Genomic DNA, 18,887 nt, shown 5'->3' with positions numbered 1-18,887 from the left:
GTTCCCGCGTGAAACGCGCCCTCGCCCTGCTATCCCTTTTTGCATTGCCCGGCCTCGCCCTGGCCGCCGAGACCAAACTCTACGGCCGCTACGAGTGGGTCAGCCTGCCTGAGCTCGACCAGACCCTGCAGGCCAAGATGGACACCGGCGCCTACACCTCCTCGCTGTCGGCCAAGGACATCCAGATCTTCCAGCGCGACGGCGAGGACTGGGTGCGCTTCAAGCTGGCCACCAAGGATGGCGGCGACTCGGTGTACGAACACAAGCTGGCGCGCATCTCCAAGATCAAGAACCGCTCGGACGGCGCCGGCGAGGATGAAGAGGAAGAGTCCAGCCCCGGCCTCAGCCAGCGCCCGGTGATCGAACTGCCGGTGTGCCTGGGCGGCGACCAACGCACCATCGAGGTCAACCTCACCGACCGCAGCCACTTCAACTACCCCTTCCTGATGGGCGCCAAGGGCCTGCGCAAGTTCCACGTCGCGGTGGACGCGGGCGAGCGCTTCGTCGCCGGCAAGCCAGACTGCTCCTGATCCTCGATTGACGCGGCGCGGGGCTTGGTGGACCCTTCCGGGACTTTCCCGGGAATCGGAATCCCATGCCCCACATCCTCATCGTCGAAGATGAAGCCGCCATCGCCGACACGCTGCTCTATGCCCTGCAGGCCGAAGGTTTCGAAACGACCTGGCTGAACCTCGCCGGCCCCGCCCTCGAGCGCCTGCAGCGCGACGCCTTCGACCTGGTCATCCTCGACGTCGGGCTGCCGGATATCAGCGGCTTCGAAGCCTGCAAGCAACTGCGTCGCTTCTCCGAGGTGCCGGTGATCTTCCTCACCGCGCGCAACGCCGAGATCGACCGCGTGGTCGGCCTGGAAATCGGTGCCGACGACTACGTCGTCAAACCCTTCAGCCCGCGCGAAGTCGCCGCGCGGGTGAAGGCCATCCTCAAGCGCACCGCACCGCGTGAAGCGCCTGCCCCCGCGGTGATCGGCAATGGCCCGTTCGAGGTGGACGAGGAGCGTTTCCAGATCCGCTACCGCGGCCAGTCACTGAGCCTGACCCGCCACGAATTCCGCCTGCTGCAGACGCTGCTGGCGCGCCCCGAGCGGGTGTTCAGCCGCGAGCAGTTGCTCGATGCCCTGGGCGTCGCTGCCGACGCCGGCTACGAGCGCAACGTCGACAGCCACATCAAGAGCCTGCGCGCCAAGCTGCGCCAGGTCGCCCCCGCCGCCGAACCGATCCAGACCCACCGCGGCCTGGGCTACAGCTACGCGCCGGACAAGAGCTGATGCGCCTGTCGCTGCGGATCTTCCTGGTCTACTTCTTCTTCGTCGGGCTGACCGGCTGGTTCGTATTGCGCACGGTGATGGACGAGATCCGCCCTGGCGTGCGCCAGTCCAGCGAAGAGACGCTGGTGGATACCGCCAACCTGCTGGCCGAGATTCTCCAGGCCGACGTGAAGCGCGGTACCCTCGACCAGAGCCGCCTGCCCGAGATGCTTCGCGCCTATGGCGCGCGCAGCCCGCAGGCGGATATCTGGGGCGTGAACAAGACCGCGGTGAACCACCGCATCTACGTGACCGACGCGCGCGGCATCGTCCTGCTGGATTCCCTCGGCCAGGCCGTGGGCCAGGACTACTCGCGCTGGAACGACGTCTACCTGACCCTGCGCGGCCAGTACGGCGCGCGCTCCAGCCGCGAGTCGGCGGACGACCCGGAATCCTCGGTGATGTATGTCGCCGCGCCGATCCGCGATGGCGAGAAGATCATCGGCGTGGTTTCGGTCTCCAAACCCAACCGCACGTTGCAGCCCTATATCGACCGTTCGCAACGGCGCCTCGCGTGGCTCGGTGCGGGGCTGATCGTGCTCGGCCTGCTGGTCGGCGCGGGGCTGTCCTGGTGGCTGAGCCGCTCGCTGGATCGCCTGACCCGCTACGCCCAGGCGGTGAGCGAAGGGCGCCGCGCGGAGCTGCCGCGTTATCGCGGTGGCGAGATGGCGCAGCTGGCCGGCGCCGTGGAGCGCATGCGTGTGCAACTGGAGGGCAAGGATTACGTCGAGCGCTACGTGCACACCCTGACCCACGAACTGAAGAGCCCGCTGGCGGCGATCCGTGGTGCTGCAGAGTTGCTCGAAGGCGAGATGCCCGCCGAGCAGCGTGCGCGCTTCGTCGGCAACATCGCGGGAGAAAGCGAGCGCCTGCAGCAACTGATCGAACGGTTGCTGAACCTGGCCCAGGTGGAGCAGCGCCAGGGACTGGAGGAGCGCGTGCCGGTGGCCTTGGATGAACTGGCGAGCGAGCTGATCGACGAGCGCATGGCGCGGGTGCAGGGCGTGCAGCTGGAGAACGCCATCCCGCCGCAGGCGACGGTACACGGCGAACGCTTCCTGCTGCGCCAGGCGCTGGGCAACCTGCTGGACAACGCACTGGATTTCACGCCAGCGGGTGGCGTCATTCGCTTCGATGCGCAGCCCGAAGGCGAGGGCTGGCGCGTCGAACTGTTCAACCAGGGCGAAGCCATTCCGGAGTTCGCCCTGCCGCGCCTGACCGAGCGTTTCTACTCCCTGCCGCGCCCGGCGAGTGGCCGCAAGAGCACCGGGCTGGGGCTCAACTTCGTCGCGGAAGTGGCGACGTTGCATGGCGGTGAGTTGAGCGTGGAGAACGTCGACGGCGGCGTCCGCGCGACTCTGTTGTTGCCTATGTAGGACCGAGGAGGACTGGGCGTCCCCCTCGGTCCTACAAAAGCCGGCCCACGCAAATCACACAGACTCTCCACATTCCGCCCCGAGCGCCACCACGCGCGAACCCCAAGCTCTCTCCGTCGTCCACCCACGGAGAAAGCCTTCGATGAACCGCCAACTCGGCATCAAGCTCGGCGCCATCGCGCTGTTGATCGTCCTCCTGCTGATACCCCTGCTGATGATCGACGGCCTCGTCGACGAACGTCAGAACTACCGTGACGAGGTCCTGCAGGACATCGCCCGCAGCGCCAGCTACAGCCAGCAGCTCACCGGCCCGCTGGTGGTCGTGCCCTACACCCGCACCATTCGCGCCTGGCGCCTGGACAAGGCCAGCCAGCAGCGCGTATTGCAGGAGCGCGAAGTGCGCGGGCGGCTGTACTTCCTGCCGGAAGTCTTCAGCCTCGATGGGCAGATGCGCACCGAACTGCGCCATCGCGGCATCTACGAGGCACGTCTGTTCCATGCCGACAGCCAGGTCAGCGGCAGCTTCGTTCTGCCGGCCAACTACGGCATCACCAGTGATCTCACCAGCTACCGTTTCGATGAGCCGCTGCTGGCGGTGGGTATCAGCGATGTGCGCGGTATCGAGAACGCGCCGAAGCTGAAGGTCGGCGACGCGCTGCGCGACTTCCAGCCCGGCACCCAGAGCCAGTTCCTCGGCAACGGCGTGCATGCCGTGCTGCCGTTCAAGGCCAGCGACCGCGAGCAGCGCTTCGACTATTCCTTTGAGCTGTCCCTGCTGGGCAGCAGCCGCCTGGACATCACCCCGGTGGGCCGCGACAGCCAGGTCAACCTGGTCTCGGACTGGCCGCACCCCAGCTTCGGCGGCGAGTTCCTGCCCACCGAGCGCAGTGTCAGCGACCAGGGTTTCAGCGCGCGTTGGCGCACCAGTTTCTTCGCCACCAACCTGGAGGACCAACTGCGTGCATGCACCGCGCCGGCCCAGGTCGACGTGGCTCGGGCGGTCGGTACGGACGATCCGGATACCTCCCGCGCCAGCACCGCCGAGTGCAGCCAGTTCGGTGAGCATCGCTTCGGCGTGGCGCTGGTGGACCCGGTGGACCAGTACCTGAAGACCGACCGCGCGGTGAAGTACGCGCTGCTGTTCATCGTCCTCACCTTCGCCGGCTTCTTCCTCTTCGAAGTACTCAAGCGCCTGTCGGTGCACCCGATCCAGTACGCGCTGGTGGGCATGGCGCTGGCGCTGTTCTACCTGTTGCTGCTGTCGCTCTCCGAGCATCTCGGCTTCGAGCTGGCCTACCTGCTGTCCGCTGGCGCCTGTGTCGGGCTGATCGGTTTCTACCTCTGCCACGTGTTGCACAGCCTGTGGCGCGGCGCCGGTTTCAGCGTGGGGCTAGCCGGGCTCTACGGGATGCTCTACGCGCTGCTCAGCGCCGAAGACTATGCCTTGCTGATGGGCTCGCTGCTGCTGTTCGGTGTGCTCGGTGGCGTGATGGTGCTGACTCGCCAGCTGGACTGGTATGGCATCGGCAAGCCCCGTGGCGATGACCTGGAATTTTCCCTGGACGATGTGCGCGTACAGCGCTGAGGAGAGTCGTGATGACCAACGTGATGCGCTTTTCCCTGTGCCTGTTCGCCGGCCTGCTGATCAGTGGTTTGTGCCTGCCAGCGCTGATGCTCATCGGCCGCTTCGACTGGATCGCCCTGCTGGTGGCCAGCGGCAAACCGCTGGCCCACATCGCCCTGCTGCTGCCGGGCGATTGGTGGGAGTTGCTCACCGGCGTCGAGGATGCGGCGAACAATCCCCATGTGCGCTCCTTCCTGGAGATGTGTGTGGGAGTCGCCCAGCTCGGCCTGCTGCTGGCGCTGCCGATCTATCGCTTCGGCCGCCAGGAGCAGCAGTCATGAGTGCGTGGGCCGGGCTGCGCGAGGAGCGCGAGGTGGGGCGGCGGCTGGCGCGGCGTATCGCCGGGTTGTTCGAGCAGGGGATGGGGCGGAGGGAAATGCGTGATGAGCGTTTTCAGCGGAGGGTCGTGCGGCACAGCCAGCCGACGATGAAGGCCTGGCGCAGCCGGCTTCCCCTCACCCCAACCCTCTCCCGAGGGGAGAGGGGGCTGGGCGGTGCGGGCTGGCAGGTCTGGAGCATGCCGGCCCGCTCTCTTAGCTGCGTACCCTAGGATGGGGGCGTGCAGCGATACCCATCGTCAGTCAGGCCGGCACGGTCGCCTGCATCGACGGCCGCTGGCTGACCTCTGCGAACCACTTCGCCAGTTGCGGATAGTCCGCGCGCCAGTCCCAGTGCGGCTGGCGGAAGTCCAGGTAGCCCAACGCGCAAGCGACGCCGATCGCGGCGATGTCGAAGCGCTCGGCCAGCTCGGGGTGGGCCGGTTCGTCGAAATAGGCGAGGGTGCGGACGATCTTCAGCTGTTGGTTGTCGAGCCATTTGTCCCAGTGTTTCTCCTGGGGGCGCATGGCGGTTTCGTAGCGAATCAGCACGGCGGCATCCAGCACTGCGTCGGCCAATGAGGCGAGGGTCAGGCGGCGCCAGCGTGCCGCGCCGTCGCGGGGAATCAGCGGCTCGCCGGCGTGCTGCTGGTCGAGGTATTCGAGGATCACCCGGCTGTCATGCAGGGTCTGGCCGTCGGCCAGGCGCAGGGCGGGAATCTTTCCGGCGGGGTTGTCCTGCAGCACGCCGGCGTCCGGCGCGATGGGTGTGTGGACGGCAGCGTACAGCTCCACGGAATCGACCTGGCCGGTCTCGTGCAGCAGGACCATGACCTTGCGCACGAAGGGAGAAGCGGCGGCGTGGAACAGGACGGGACGGGTACTCATCAACGACTCCTCGGTGGGTTCAATCTTGCAGGACGACCAGGCGATCGGTGCCCGATTCGGCGCCCCACACCTCGCCGGGCCGGCCGAGCAGCTGGCGCACGTTGGCGTGTTCGTGGTCGCTCGGGTAGGCCGTGAATTTCTCGCTCTGCGGATCGAAGCGCAGCAGGGCATTGGCGGCGAAATCGCTCAGCCAGACCTGGTCCATGGCATCGACGTAGACCGCATAGGGCTGCGGATGATCGCCCGGCAGCTTCCAGGTTTTCCACTGGTTGTCGCTGGGGTCGAAGCGCGCCAGGCTTCCGGCGCTCCACTGGCTGATCCACAGCCGCCCCACGGAGTCGGCCCACAGGCGACGCGGGCCGCTGTCGTTGCCGGGGGCGTCGAAGGTGGTGGCGTTATCGGCGATATCGTCGACCTGGCCGATGTAGTTGCCCGCGAGGGAGGCGTACCAGACGCCTCCATCCGGAGTCACGGCGATGCCGTACGGGCCCTTGCCGCGCGGCGCCGGCCAGACCTTCAGGTCGCGGCTGTCCGGGTCGAGCCGACCATAGAAGCCATTCTGCCCGGTGAACCACAGCACGCCGTCGTCATCGAATACCGCAGTGTTGAGATTGGCGTTGGGCGCTTCCTTGGGCAGCGGGATGACCTCCACGCCCAGACGCTGCGCGTCCACGTGGACGATGGCGTTGAGGCCACTGTCGGTGATCCAGGCGTCGCCGTTGGCGTCGGCGATTACGCCGTGTGGGCTGGAGCCCTTGCCGAGGCTGATCTGCTCGCTCTGCCCGGTCTACGGATCGAGCCGGCCGAGCACGCCGAGCTTCTGCGCGGTGTACCAGACCTTGCCGTCCTCGGTGGGCGCCACATCGTGCGGGCCGGAGCCCTTGGGCAGGTCGAAGTACTTCACTTGCGTGGCGTGGGCGCCGGTGGCCAGTAACAGGCCGGCAAGCAGCAGGCAGTTCAGGGGGAGGGACAGGATGCGAGGCATGGGCTCTCCTAGGCAGAGTCCGAATGGTGATGAGACTGTACGCCGGTCAGTGTGGCCGACGAAACGAAGGAGAGCGGTTGTGACGACGATTTCCGTATTGGGGGCGGCGTGCCGCCAGGGCTCGCCGGTGAACGACGATGCCATCGGCTACACCGCGCAGGCGGCCTGGGTGCTGGATGGCGCGACCAGTCTCGGGCGGGGGCTGGTCGGCGGCGAGAGCGACGCGCGCTGGCTGGCGCAGAGCGCCAATGCTCATCTTCAGCGCCTGCTGGAGGAGCAGCCGTACAGGCCGACTCAAGACCTGCTGGTGCAACTGCAGGCGGGCATCGCTGCGGATTTCCAGCGCGATTCCGGCGTGGCCGTGAGCCTTGATCTGAACCTGCCCACCGCTTGCCTGAGCCTGCTGCGGGTGCTGGGCGATGGCTCGCTGGAGCTGCTCAATCTCTGCGACACCTGCATCCACCTGGCATGGGATGACGGGCATGTGGAGAGCTTCGGGGACACACCGCTGGAGGAGATCGACCGCCAGTCGGTACAGCGCCTGCTGGCGCTGCGCGAGGCAAACCCGGATTGGTCCCACGCACAGTTGTGGCAGGCCAGCCGCGAGTGGGTGCGGCGCAACCGGGCGCTGGCGAACACTCCGCAGGGTTATTGGTGCCTCGATCCGAGCGAGCGCTGGATTGCACATGTTCAGCGCCGGGTGCTCGATCCTTCAGGATTGAAGGCGTTCATGCTGGTGACCGATGGTTTCGACCGGCTGCTGGATTTCCGTCGCTACGACCTGGATTCGCTGTTCGCGGCGCTGCCTGAACGTGGCGTCGAAGCGCTGATCGATGAACTGCGCGCTCTGGAAAGCGCCGATGGCCAGGCGCTGGACTATCCACGCCTGAAGATCCACGACGATGCGAGTGTGGTGTGGGGAGCCGTGCGCGGCTGAAGCCCCGACAATTCCGAGGATGGCATTGCGTAGAAAGCAAAAAGCCCCGCTCCGAAAGAGCGGGGCTTTCAGTGCGCAGGATCGTAGGGCGAATAACCTGGAACAGGTTATCCGCCGGCTTTTGCCCGGCGCATAACGCTTGCGCGTTATGCGCCCTACGAGTGCCCGCGGCTTCGTGGAGGCGTCAGAACTTGTAGTTGACGCTGGCCACCACGTTGCGACGGTCGCCGTAGTAGCAGTAGAAGCCGTCGCAGGTGGAGATGTATTCCTTGTCGAATACGTTGTTGGCGTTCAGCGCGACGTTCAGCCCGTTGAGGCTGTTGTCCAGGCGGCCGAGGTCGTAGTGCACCGCGGCGTCGTAGACGGTGTAGGAACCGGTGTCGCCGTCCGACTTGTCGCGCACGTAGCCCATGCTGCCGATGGCGATGTTGTGGGTCTCGCCGACGTAGCGGGTGCCGAAGCCCAGGCCGAAGCCGTCGAGCAGACCGTCATGCCAGGTGTAGTCGGCCCACAGCGAGGCCTGGTTTTCCGGGGTGAGCGGCAGCGGGCGGTTCTTGTCCAGCGGGTTGGCGACCTTGGTCATCTTGCTGTTGGCGTAGGTGTAGGCGGCGGTCACCTTGAGGTTCTCGGTGACGTTGCCTACGGCCTCCAGCTCGAAGCCGCGCACTTGTGCTTCGCCCACCGGGCGGCTGATGAAGTCGCTGCCGGTGAGGACGATGTTCTTGCGGGTCAGGTCGTAGACGGCCGCGCTGAGCATCAGGTCGGTGCCCACCGGCTGGTATTTCACGCCCAGCTCGTACTGCTTGCCGGTGCTCGGCTCGAAGGCCGCGCCGGCGGTGCCGCCCGCTTCGGTCTGGAACGACTCGGCATAGGACACGTAGGGCGCCACGCCATTCTCGAACACGTAGCTCAGGGCTGCGTTGCCGCTGAACTGGCTGTCGCGACGAGTGTCGGTGGCGCCGTTGGCGTCGTAGAACTTCGAGCCGGTGTGGGCCCAGTCCTGGCGGCCGCCCAGGGTCAGGCGCCAGTTGTCGAGGGCGATCTGGTCCTGCGCGTAGAGGCCGGTGTCGCGCATCTTCTGGTTGTAATCGTTGTACGCGGTGAAGGCGACATTACTGAAGTCCTGCCCGTAGATCGGCTTGGTGATGTTGCTGGTCGGCGCCGCGCCATACAGCCACTTGTAGTTGGTGTTGGCACGCTGGTGATCCAGGCCCAGCAGCAGGGTGTGCTTGAGCGGGCCGGTGGAGAAGTCCGCCTGCAGGTTGTTGTCGATGGCGAACTGGCTGATGTCTTCATCCACCACGTTGGCGCCACGGGCCAGGGTGCCGTCGTCGCTGACCGAGGTTGCGCTGCCGCCAGCGGTGATGCCCTGGAACGACAGGTCGCTCTTGGTGTAGCGCAGGTTCTGGCGGAACTGCCAGACGTCGTTGATGCGGTGCTCGAAGGCGTAACCCAGGGCGTAATAGGTTTTGTCGTAGAACTCCCAGTCCGGATCGCCGAGGTTCTCGTGGTACTTCACCTCGCCCGCCGGGGTGGACAGCTTGGTGCCCTGCAGCGGCAGGAACTGGCTGGTGATGCCGGTATCGTCGCGGTTGAACTGCGAGAGGAAGGTCAGCTTGGTGTCTTCGTCGAAGTTCCAGGTCAGGCTCGGCGCGATGTTGTAGCGCTTGTTGTCGACGTGGTCGACCTGCGTGTTGCTGTCGCGCACGACACCGCTGACGCGGTACAGCAGGTTGCCGGCGTCGTCGACCTTGCCGGTGCTGTCGAAGGAAATCTGCTTGTGCTCGTAGCTGCCGACCTGCAGCTGCACTTCATGGCTGCTTTCAGCTTCCGGACGGCGGCTGGTCATGTCCAGCAGGCCGCCGGGCGGGGTCTGGCCGTACAGCGAGGAGGCCGGGCCGCGCAGCAGGGCGACGCGTTCCAGGTCCCAGGTTTCCAGCTTGGGCATCACGTAGGAGCCCTTGGGCAGCGGCAGGCCGTCGAGGAACTGGGTCGGCTCGAAGCCGCGCACCTTCAGCCATTCGGCGCGGGTGTCGTTGCCGTAGCTGCTGGCGATCACGCCGGGCATGTAGCGCACCGCGTCATCCAGGCTCTGCACGTTGCGGTCCTGCATCTGCTCGCGGGTGGCGACGGAGATGGAGCGCGGGGCTTCCAGCAGCGGGGTGTCGGTCTTGGTGCCGGCGCGGGTGCGGGTGGCCAGGTAGCCTACGGCCGGGCCGTCCGGGTCTTCCTGGGTGCCGCTGACGGTGGTGGCGGACATCGACAGGGTGTCGCTCGGCGCCGGGCGCAGGCTGTAGCTGCCCGATTCGCTTTCCACCAGCTCCAGCCCGGTGCCCTGCAGCGCCTGGCGCAGTGCGCTGGCGGCATCGAAGCGGCCCTGCACGGCATGCGCGCTACGGCCCTGGGCCAGCGCCGGGTCGAGGCTCAGGCTCAGGCCACCTTCTGCGGCGATGCGGTTGAGGGTGCTGGCCAGCGGGCCGGCGGGCAGTTGGTAATCACGCACGGCGTCGGCGGCGAGGGCCGAGGAGGTAGCCAGCAGAATGGCGGTGGCCAGCAGGCAGGGGCGAAGCGAAAGCTCGAACGGGCGGCGCATTGAAAACGACTCCTGAATGAAAACGTTTCTCGATGCCTCTTTGCCGGACGAGAATCAAAAAGTGATAGGGCTGGGTGAAACTATTTTTCCGGATGGCTTTTCGCAGGACCGAGGGGGGCGCCTAGCCCTTGCTCGCGAATCTCTGGATGCCGTGGTAACCGGGGGGAATCCGTTCGCGAGCAAGCTCGCTCCTGCACAAGAACCTTCAGCCGCGCGGCACCACGCGTGACCACCAGGGGCCGTGATTCTCGATACGCACCGGCAGCGTCGGCTCCAGCGAGCCGAGCGCCAGGTCGATGTTCTTCAGCGGGAAGCTGCCGGTGATGCGCAGGTCCGCCAGCGCCGGGTCCACCGCCAGGTAGCCGGGGCTGTAGCGAGCCAGTTGGTCGATCAGCTCGCCCAGGCGCACGTTGTCCACCACCAGCATGCCGTGGGTCCAGGCATCGGCGGTGGCGCTGTTGGCCTCCACGTTGCCGAAGCCATCGGCGCGCAAGCGCACCTGCTGGCCCTGGTTGATCACGCGCTCGTCCGGCAGTTGTTCGGGGCGCGCGGCCACGGCGGATTGCAGGACGCTGAGCAAGGTACTGTCGCCTTCGTCACGCTCCACCAGGAAGCGCGTGCCGAGGGCACGCAGGCGGCCCTCGTCGGTTTCGACGATGAAGGGGCGGCTGTCGCCGTGGGCGGTCTCTACCAGGATCTCGCCGCTGAGCAGCACGATGCGGCGCTGCTGGGCGTCGAAGCGCACGTCGACGGCGGTGCGGCTGTTGAGCTTGAGCAGGGTGTTGTCCGGCAGGCGCAGTTCACGCTGCTCGCCGGTGGCGGTTACCAGGTCGGAGAAGACGTAGCGTACCGGCGTATAGCGATTGCCGACGCCCAGCGCGAGCGCTCCGACCAGCAGCAGCGACAGCCCGGTGCCGGCCAGCCGGCGGACCTTGCGCCGCGACTCGCCGGGCGAGCGCAGCAAGGCATTGCGTGCGGCCTTGGGGGCGGCGCCGGCAAGGCTGCGGTCGAGCATGCCCAACTGGCTCCAGGCGCGGGCATGTTCGCTGTGGGCGGAATGCCAGCGAGCGAAGGCGGCCTCATCGTCCGGGCGCGATTCACCGGAGCCCAGGCGCAGCTGCCAGCTGATCGCCTCGTCCAGCACCTGCAGGGAAACCGGTCCCTTCACGTCGGCTCGCCGTACAGGGCGACGTAGCACTGGCGCAGGCCCTGGGCGATGTACTGGCGCACCCGCGGTACGGAAACGCCCAGTTGCTCGGCGATCTCGGCGTGGCCCTGGCCATCCAGGCGGTTGAGCAGGAAGGCGCTGCGCGCGCGGGTGGACAGCTTGCCCAGCAGGCGGTCGATCTCGCGCAGGTCGGCGAGGATCAGGCAGTGGTCCTCGGCCGAGGGCTGCACGGCTTCGGGCAGGAACTTCAGCTCTTCGAGGTAGGCTTGCTCCAGCGCCACGCGGCGCCAGTGATCCACCAGCAGGCCCTTGGCGACGGTGACCAGGAAGGCGCGCGGTTCGCGCAGGGAAGGCAGCTCGCGACGGCCAAGCATGCGGACGAAGGTGTCCTGGCTCAGGTCTTCGGCGCGCTGCGGACAGCCCAGGCTGCGGTTCAGCCAGGCAGTCAGCCAGTCGCGGTGATCGCGATACAAGGCGCCAACGAGTTCGCCGCTACCCATCTGGATGGCCGACAAGCTACTCCCCCAATGATCTCGAATGGGATCAAGTTCAAAAACGATAACTATTCGCAAATGATCGCAAAGTGCAGTCACGCGCGCAATTGGCGCCCGTCGGCTTTTGTCTGCCGTTCGCGGCACGATCTACAATCGGGCGCCCATTCCTATAAGAAAAACAGCCATGTCCGACCCCGTACTCATCATCGGCTCCTACCTGTCCCCCTATGTGCGCAAAGCGCTGGTCCTGCTGGAGATGAAGGGCGTGGACTACCGCATCGATTCCGTCGTGCCCTTTTACGGCAACACCGAGTTCGAGCGCCTCAGCCCGCTGCGCCAGGTGCCGGTGCTGGTGGATGGCGAGCTGGTGCTCAACGACTCCTCGGTGATCTGCCAGTACCTCGAAGAACGTTATCCACAGCCCGCGCTGTACCCGGCGGATGTCGCCGACCGTGCCCGCGCGCGCTGGATCGAGGAGTTCGCCGACAGCCGAATGGGCCAGGTGGTGATCTGGCAGCTGTTCGACCAACTGGTGATCGGCCGTGGCGTCTGGGGCCGCGAACCGGACGCGGCGGTGCTGGAAAAGACCTATCAGCAGGATCTGCCGTCGATCTTCGACTACCTGGAAGCACAGTTGCCGGCGACCGGCTGGCTGTTCGGCGAGCTGTCCATCGCTGACATCAGTGTTGCCTGCTTCATGCGCAACGCGCAGTTCGCCCGCTACCAGCTCGACGCCCAGCGCTGGCCAAAACTGGCGGCGATGCTGGAAGCGGCCTTCGCCCTGCCGGCATTCGAAAAACTCCACTATTTCGAGCGCGCCATCGCCCGCACGCCGATCCTGCAGCAGCGCGAGGCGCTGATCGCAGCGGGCGCGCCGGTCAGCGAGGTCAGCCACCTGCACGAGCAGCCAGTGCGCGGGCCGATGAGTCGCAGCTGATCAGCTCGCCTGCAGGAAGCTCCAGAGCCGTTGCGCGACCGGGCCGTGGGCACGGTCGCGGCGGCGCGCGGCGACCAGTTCCTCGCGGCGGCCGGGCAGCTGTGCTCCGCTCAGATCGCGCAGGCGGCCATCGGCGAGCTCCTCTTCTATCAGGTGACGCGGCAGGTGCCCCCAGGCCAGGCCGTACAGCACCAGCTCTTTCTTCATCGCCTGGTCCGGCACGCTGCATTGCGGCGCGCCATCCAGCGTGAAGAACTCCACTGGCGGCGAGTGCCGGGCGCTGTCGCGCATGACGCACTGGGTGAGCGGGCGCAGGTGTTCCGGGCCGGGGCTCTTCATTTCCGGCAGGAGCGCCGGGGCGATGACCGGGATGAAATCCACGGCGCCCAGGTCCATCCATTCCAGGCGCGGATCGGCCTTGTCGACGCGATGCAGGATCAGGTCCGCTTCATCATCCAGTAGCCGCTCCAGCGGGCCGCTGACGCTTTCGAAGTACAGCTGCAGGTGCGTCTGCGGTTCACCGGAGAAAAAGCGCGCCAATCGCTCCAGCAGGGCAGGGCGCGGGCAGAAGTCGCCGAGCACCACGCGCAATTCACTTTCCTCTCCGGCGGCCAGGTGCGTGGCGTGGTCGCGCAGGCTGCCCAGCTCGCGCAGCAAGCCCTGGGCGCGGCGATGGAAGGATTGGCCGGAGGCGGTCAGGGTGACGCGGTAGCCGCTGCGATCCAGCAGCGCGAAACCGAGCTGCCGCTCCAGTCGGGCGACGGCGGCGAACACCGCCGGGTGCGAACGGTGCAGTTGCTGTGCCGCCGCCTGGAAGCCGCCCGCCGTGGCCACGGCATAGAAGCATTGCAGGTCGTGCAGGGTGAAATCGTGCATGTCAGCTTTCCTGACAGTCTTGGTCAGCTCTTTGTAATTTCTTCGGAATGCCGCGGCAACTACCTTCGTCTGCACCTTCACCGACGGAGACGCTCCCATGAGCCCGCTGCATTACCTGACGACCCGCGACAACGCGCGTATCGCATACCGCCTGGATGGCGCCGCTGGCTTGCCGCTGCTGGTTCTGTCCAATTCCATCGGCACCGACCTGCACATGTGGGACGGCCAGATTGCCGCGCTGAGCGAGCACTTTCGCGTGCTGCGTTACGACGCTCGCGGCCATGGCGCTTCCAGCGTGCCGCCGGGTCCGTACTCGCTGGGGCGGCTGGGCGAAGACGTCATCGAATTGCTGGATGCACTGGGCGTGCGGCGTGCGAATTTTCTCGGCTTGTCGCTCGGTGGCTTCGTCGGGCAATGGCTGGCGCTGAACGCGCCGCAGCGTATCGAGCGACTGGTGCTGGCGAATACCTCCGCCTGGCTGGGGCCGCGGGAGCAGTGGGATGCGCGCATTGCCGAAGTGTTGGAGGCGAACGATATGCGGGGCACCGCCGCGACCTTCCTCGGCAACTGGTTCCCGGCGACCTGGCTGGCGCAAGAGCGCCCGGAGGTGGAGCCGTTCCGCGCGACGCTGCTGGCGACCAACCGACACGGGCTGGCCGGTTCCTTCGCCGCCGTCCAGGAAACCGATCTGCGTACGGCCTTGCGGGACGTCCGCCTGCCCACACTGGTGATCGCTGGCCAGTTCGACACCGTCACCGCCGCCAGACACAGCGAGCTGATCGCCGAAGCGATCCCCGGCGCTCGTCTGCTCAGGCTGCCGGCCGTGCATTTGTCGAACATCGAGTTTCCCCGTGAGTTCGAAGGCGCGGTGCTGGATTTTCTGCGGGTTCGCTGAATGAACAAGGCCGCCCGAAGGCGGCCTTGTCGTTTATCCACAACCTCAATGATGCGCAGCGTCCACTGCGATGGATTCGCCGCAGACGTCCACATGGCTGCGCTTGCGATCGGCGAGGGCGAAGTGGATCAGCGCGCCAAGCCCGGCGCCAAAGAACCAGGAGAAATGCGACAGCGTTTCGAACGCCGGCACCAGCGCGAGGACGATGGCGATCAGCGCGGCGGGCACGAACGCCGCCAGCGCGCGCAGGTTGACCCCGCCGCTGAAGTGATAGGCCGCCTCGCGGCTTTCGCTGTAGAGCTCCGGCAGGTTCACCCGGCCACGGCGCACCAGGTAGTAGTCGGTGACCATGATCCCGTACAGCGGGCCGAGCAAAGCGCCCAGGCCGCCGAGGAAATACACGATCACTGCCGGGCTGTTGTACAGGTGCCACGGCAGGATCAGCACGGCGATGGTGGCGCTGAGCAGGCCGGCGCGGCGGAAGTTCAGCAGGTTCGGCGCGAGGTTGGTCAGCACGTACGCGGGGGCGACGAAGTTGGCCATGATGTTCACCGCCACGGTGACGATCAGGAAGGCCAGGCAGGCCAGCACGAGGCCGAAGGTGTTGGGGATGGCGGCGACGATCTCGGTGGGGTTCTGCACTAGCTTGCCGTCGATGCTGAACTGCGCGCCGGCCAGCACCACGGCGATCAGCGCGAAGCCCAGCATGTTCACCGGCAGGCCCCAGAAGTTACCGACGCTGATGGTGCGGCGGTCCGGGCAATTGCGGGTGAAGTCGCAGAAGTTGAGGATCATGGTGCCGTACAGCGAGACCCACAGTGCGGCGGCGCCCAGCACCTTCAGCCACATGGTCGAGCCGGTCGGTGCGTTGCCGCTGGACCAGGCAATCGACAGCCCGGCACGCCAGTACATCCAGCCGGCGAGGCTGGCGAAGGCGACGAGGATGATCGGGCCGGCGAAGGATTCGTAGCGGCGCACCATCTCCATGCCGTAGGCGAAGATCACCAACTGAACGCACCAGATGCCGAGGAAGGTGATCCAGCCGAGGCTCGACAGGCCGAGGATCGAATCCTGGTCGTAGGCCGCAAGACTCGGTGCAATGGCGGTGAGCAGCACCCGCAGCACGACCGAGGCGAGGTAGGTCTGGATGCCGAACCAGGCGATGGCAATCACCGCGCGGATCAGCGCCGGCACCTGGGCGCCGTGGATGCCGAAACTGATGCGGCACATCACCGGGTAGGGCAGCCCAGTCTTCTGGCCCATATAGCCGGAGAGGTTCATCAGCCCGTAGATCACCAGCGCGCCGAGGGCGAAGGCAGCGAGGATCTGCGCGCCGCTCATGCCCAGCGCGAACAGGCCGATGGCGAACGAGTAGTTGGCGATGTTGTGCACATCGTTGGTCCACAGCGCGAACAGGCTGTAGCGCCCCCAACTGCGGCCGGCGGCCTTGGTCGGTGCCAGGTCGGCGCTGTACAGGCGCGGGCTCAGGGTTGGCACGGCCGGCCGGGCGGCGGTCGCGCTCTCGACAGATTGGAGGGGGGTAACGCCGGACAGGTGCGTAGGACTGCGGGTCATGGGCTACTCGGCTTTGTATGCACGGCTTTTTATGGTTTGTGTGCAAAAGCCAATTCCGTGCCAGCCCAGTCCTCCCTGCCGTTCCGGCGGATTTTCCACTTCCTTTCGAATCGAGCAGAGCCCCCGTTTGGTGCGGCTTTGCCAGGAATCCAGGAGGTCAGGAAATAATTTTTCCATAGCAATCATTGACTTGATAGTCAGCTATTGCGTGCGCGGGAAATAGTTGGATTGTGGATTTTGTACACAATAATTGTGCACAGGCGTTACGTATGGGCTCCGCAATGGCCCTGGGACAGCCGCGGACAGAGTTCGCGACTGCACGGAGGCTATCCGTGTGCGCAGGAGCGGGCTCTGTCCGCGATCGGGTGGGAGCGGCGCCAATCCCAACCGATAGCCATAAAAAAACCGCCCCGGAGGGCGGTTCTTTCAACGCTTGGCGAAGCGCTTACAGACCGTTCTTCGCTTTGAACTCGCGGCGACGGCGGTGCAGGACCGGCTCGGTGTAGCCGTTGGGCTGCTTGGTGCCTTCGATGACCAGTTCCAGTGCGGCCCGGAAGGCCACGTTGTCGTCGAAGTTCGGCGCCATCGGGCGGTACTGGGCGTCACCGGCGTTCTGGCGATCCACCACCGAGGCCATGCGCTTGAGGCTTTCCAGCACCTGCTCTTCGGTCACTACGCCGTGGCGCAGCCAGTTGGCCAGCAGCTGGCTGGAGATGCGCAGGGTGGCGCGGTCTTCCATCAGGCCGACGTCGTTGATGTCCGGCACTTTGGAGCAGCCAACGCCCTGGTCGATCCAGCGCACTACATAGCCGAGGATGCCCTGGGAGTTGTTGTCCAGCTCGTTCTTGATCTCTTCCGCGCTCCAGTTGGTGTTCGGGGCGAGCGGAATGGTCAGGATGTCGTCCACCGAAGCCGGTGCGCGCTTGGCCAGTTCGGCCTGACGGGCGAACACGTCGACCTTGTGGTAGTGCAGCGCGTGCAGGGTGGCGGCGGTCGGCGACGGAACCCAGGCGGTGTTGGCGCCAGCCAGCGGGTGAGCGATCTTCTGCTCGAGCATGGCGGCCATCAGGTCGGGCATGGCCCACATGCCCTTGCCGATCTGCGCCTTGCCTTGCAGGCCGGTAGCCAGGCCGACGTCGACGTTGTTGTTCTCGTAGGAGCCGATCCACTTTTCGGTCTTCATGGCGCCCTTGCGCACCATGGCGCCGGCTTCCATGGACGTGTGGATTTCGTCACCGGTGCGGTCGAGGAAGCCGGTGTTGATGAACACCACGCGCTCGGCAGCGGCCTTGATGCAGGCCTTCAGGTTGACGGTGGTGCGGCGCTCTTCGTCCATGATGCCGACTTTCAGCGTGTTGCGCGGCAGGCCCAGCAGGTCCTCGACGCGGCTGAAGATCTCGGCGGCGAAGGCGACTTCTTCCGGGCCGTGCATCTTCGGCTTGACGATGTAGACGCTGCCGGTGCGGCTATTCTTGCGGGTGGCGCTGCCGTTCAGGTTGTGAATGGCGATCAGGCTGGTGAACAGGCCGTCCTGGATGCCTTCGGGCACTTCGTTGCCCTGGGCGTCGAGGATCGCCGGGTTGGTCATCAGGTGGCCAACGTTACGCACGAACAGCAGGGAGCGGCCATGCAGGCTCAGCTCGGAACCATCGGCCTTGGTGTAGACGCGGTCCGGGTTCATGGTGCGGGTGAAGGTGCTGCCGCCCTTGGAGACCTGCTCGGCGAGGTCGCCTTTCATCAGGCCCAGCCAGTTGCGGTAGACCACGACCTTGTCGTCGGCATCGACGGCGGCCACGGAGTCTTCGCAGTCCATGATGGTGGTCAGCGCGGACTCCATCAGGACGTCTTTCACGCCAGCGGCGTCGGTCTGGCCGATCGGGCTGGTCGGGTCGATCTGGATTTCGAAGTGCAGGCCGTTGTGCTTGAGCAGCACGGCTTTCGGCTTGGCGGCATCGCCCTGGAAGGCGAGGAACTGAGCGGCGTTCTTCAGGCCGGTCTCGCTGCCATTCTTCAGGGTCACGGCCAGTGCGCCGTTCTTCACGACATAGGCGGTGGCGTCGACGTGGGAGCCGGATTCCAGCGCGGCGGCTTCGTCGAGGAAGGCGCGGGCGAAGGCGATGACCTTGTCACCACGGACCTTGTTGTAGCCCTTGCCCTTCTCGGCGCCATTCTCTTCGCTGATTGCGTCGGTGCCGTAGAGTGCGTCGTACAGCGAGCCCCAGCGGGCGTTCGCGGCGTTCAGGGCGAAGCGCGCGTTCATCACCGGTACGACCAGCTGCGGGCCGGCCATGCGGGCGATTTCCTCGTCGACGTTCTGGGTGCTGGCCTGGAAGTCGGCCGGCTCGGGCAGCAGGTAACCGATTTCCTGCAGGAAGGCCTTGTAGGCGGCCGCGTCATGCGGCTGGCCGGCGCGGGCCTGGTGCCAGCCATCGACCTTCGCCTGGATCTCGTCGCGCTTGGCGAGCAGGGCCTTGTTCTTGGGGGCCAGGTCGTTGATTACGGTTTCGACACCTGCCCAGAACTTGCCGGCGTCGATGCCGGTGCCGGGAATGGCTTCGTTGTTTACGAAGTCGAACAGGACTTTGGCGACCTGCAGGCCACCGACTTGAACGCGTTCAGTCATTGCTTGCCTCACTCTGCTCAGGACCAGCTCTGGACACAGGCAAAACGCCTTGTAGTCCGAGCCGCGGAATACTACATGATGCCGTGGGAAAAATCAGTGGGCTAGCGTCGCGGTTAGACCAAAGTACGCATATCAGTCACGTAGCAGGTCATATGTTCGCAAAAATCTTCTGGATTGTTCCAGATAAATCTTAAAACTGTACACGCATAACATCTTCGGGTACCTGTGGCAGCCCGTCGCAGCCGGCTAACCTCGCCGTGCCTATACTGCTTTTT

Annotated in this window: 17 protein-coding genes; 8 read left to right on the top strand and 9 right to left on the bottom strand. The window is 65.9% G+C overall.

What is annotated here, in order from left to right:
• Positions 1-8 precede the first annotated feature (8 nt).
• The 5 genes from A6723_RS09605 (at position 9) to A6723_RS09585 (ending at position 4,605) form a co-directional block, all read left to right on the top strand.
• On the top strand, positions 9-530 hold the full coding sequence (locus tag A6723_RS09605; RefSeq protein WP_054907977.1) for an ATP-dependent zinc protease: 522 nt from the start codon (positions 9-11) through the stop codon (positions 528-530).
• 65 nt (positions 531-595) lie between these two features.
• Positions 596-1,285, top strand: a complete 690-nt coding sequence (gene creB / locus A6723_RS09600; RefSeq protein WP_054907978.1) for a two-component system response regulator CreB — start codon at positions 596-598, stop codon at positions 1,283-1,285.
• Complete coding sequence (creC, locus tag A6723_RS09595) at positions 1,285-2,700, top strand: two-component system sensor histidine kinase CreC (protein ID WP_054907979.1); 1,416 nt, start codon at positions 1,285-1,287, stop codon at positions 2,698-2,700. Before creB ends, creC begins: the two co-directional genes overlap by 1 nt.
• Before the next feature lie 142 nt (positions 2,701-2,842).
• Positions 2,843-4,285, top strand: coding sequence for a cell envelope integrity protein CreD (gene creD, locus A6723_RS09590; RefSeq protein WP_054907980.1), 1,443 nt, complete (start codon positions 2,843-2,845; stop codon positions 4,283-4,285).
• Positions 4,286-4,296: 11 nt separating this feature from the next.
• A complete protein-coding gene (locus A6723_RS09585; protein WP_054907981.1) occupies positions 4,297-4,605 on the top strand; it encodes a hypothetical protein in 309 nt (102 codons plus the stop codon).
• Positions 4,606-4,905: 300 nt separating this feature from the next.
• Here A6723_RS09585 and A6723_RS09575 read toward each other — a convergent pair whose 3' ends face one another.
• The 3 genes from A6723_RS09575 to A6723_RS32385 form a co-directional block, all read right to left on the bottom strand.
• On the bottom strand, positions 4,906-5,529 hold the full coding sequence (locus A6723_RS09575; protein WP_054907983.1) for a glutathione S-transferase family protein: 624 nt from the start codon (positions 5,527-5,529) through the stop codon (positions 4,906-4,908).
• A 19-nt stretch (positions 5,530-5,548) separates the two neighbouring features.
• Complete coding sequence (locus A6723_RS09570) at positions 5,549-6,235, bottom strand: SMP-30/gluconolactonase/LRE family protein (RefSeq protein WP_371914052.1); 687 nt, start codon at positions 6,233-6,235, stop codon at positions 5,549-5,551.
• A gap of 81 nt (positions 6,236-6,316) precedes the next feature.
• Complete coding sequence (locus tag A6723_RS32385; protein WP_256233671.1) at positions 6,317-6,514, bottom strand: hypothetical protein; 198 nt, start codon at positions 6,512-6,514, stop codon at positions 6,317-6,319.
• Between the two features lie 79 nt (positions 6,515-6,593).
• Here A6723_RS32385 and A6723_RS09565 point away from each other — a divergent pair, with 79 nt between their 5' ends.
• Positions 6,594-7,451 (top strand): protein phosphatase 2C domain-containing protein, encoded by an 858-nt coding sequence (locus A6723_RS09565; protein WP_054907984.1) that lies wholly within the window; start codon positions 6,594-6,596, stop codon positions 7,449-7,451.
• A 184-nt stretch (positions 7,452-7,635) separates the two neighbouring features.
• On the opposite strand, the gene A6723_RS09560 is transcribed toward A6723_RS09565, so the two are convergent.
• The 3 genes from A6723_RS09560 to A6723_RS09550 form a co-directional block, all read right to left on the bottom strand.
• Positions 7,636-10,044, bottom strand: a complete 2,409-nt coding sequence (locus A6723_RS09560; protein ID WP_054907985.1) for a TonB-dependent siderophore receptor — start codon at positions 10,042-10,044, stop codon at positions 7,636-7,638.
• Positions 10,045-10,249: 205 nt separating this feature from the next.
• Entirely contained in the window at positions 10,250-11,212 is a 963-nt protein-coding gene (locus tag A6723_RS09555) for a FecR domain-containing protein (RefSeq protein WP_054907986.1), read from the bottom strand.
• On the bottom strand, positions 11,209-11,712 hold the full coding sequence (locus A6723_RS09550) for an RNA polymerase sigma factor (RefSeq protein ID WP_371914051.1): 504 nt from the start codon (positions 11,710-11,712) through the stop codon (positions 11,209-11,211). The genes A6723_RS09555 and A6723_RS09550 overlap by 4 nt, the downstream gene beginning before the upstream one ends.
• Before the next feature lie 178 nt (positions 11,713-11,890).
• Between A6723_RS09550 and A6723_RS09545 the strand changes: the two genes are divergently transcribed.
• Positions 11,891-12,643, top strand: a complete 753-nt coding sequence (locus tag A6723_RS09545) for a glutathione S-transferase family protein (protein WP_054907988.1) — start codon at positions 11,891-11,893, stop codon at positions 12,641-12,643.
• Here the strand turns inward: A6723_RS09545 and A6723_RS09540 are convergent, their stop codons facing one another.
• The gene (locus A6723_RS09540; RefSeq protein ID WP_054907989.1) at positions 12,644-13,519 is read right to left on the bottom strand and encodes a LysR family transcriptional regulator; all 876 of its coding nucleotides are present in this window, start codon (positions 13,517-13,519) and stop codon (positions 12,644-12,646) included.
• Positions 13,520-13,616: 97 nt separating this feature from the next.
• Between A6723_RS09540 and pcaD the strand changes: the two genes are divergently transcribed.
• Positions 13,617-14,414: a 3-oxoadipate enol-lactonase gene (gene pcaD, locus A6723_RS09535; protein ID WP_054907990.1), complete on the top strand. Its 798-nt coding sequence runs from the start codon at positions 13,617-13,619 to the stop codon at positions 14,412-14,414.
• Between the two features lie 45 nt (positions 14,415-14,459).
• Here the strand turns inward: pcaD and A6723_RS09530 are convergent, their stop codons facing one another.
• Both A6723_RS09530 and A6723_RS09525 read right to left on the bottom strand, forming a co-directional pair.
• Positions 14,460-15,989: an NCS1 family nucleobase:cation symporter-1 gene (locus tag A6723_RS09530; RefSeq protein ID WP_054907991.1), complete on the bottom strand. Its 1,530-nt coding sequence runs from the start codon at positions 15,987-15,989 to the stop codon at positions 14,460-14,462.
• A 445-nt stretch (positions 15,990-16,434) separates the two neighbouring features.
• A complete protein-coding gene (locus tag A6723_RS09525; RefSeq protein ID WP_054907992.1) occupies positions 16,435-18,612 on the bottom strand; it encodes a malate synthase G in 2,178 nt (725 codons plus the stop codon).
• Positions 18,613-18,887: the final 275 nt, after the last annotated feature.

This window comes from Pseudomonas sp. AU11447, assembly GCF_001672555.2.
Classification (GTDB): Bacteria; Pseudomonadota; Gammaproteobacteria; order Pseudomonadales; family Pseudomonadaceae; genus Pseudomonas; species Pseudomonas nitroreducens.
This window is presented reverse-complemented; position numbering and strand designations above follow the sequence as displayed.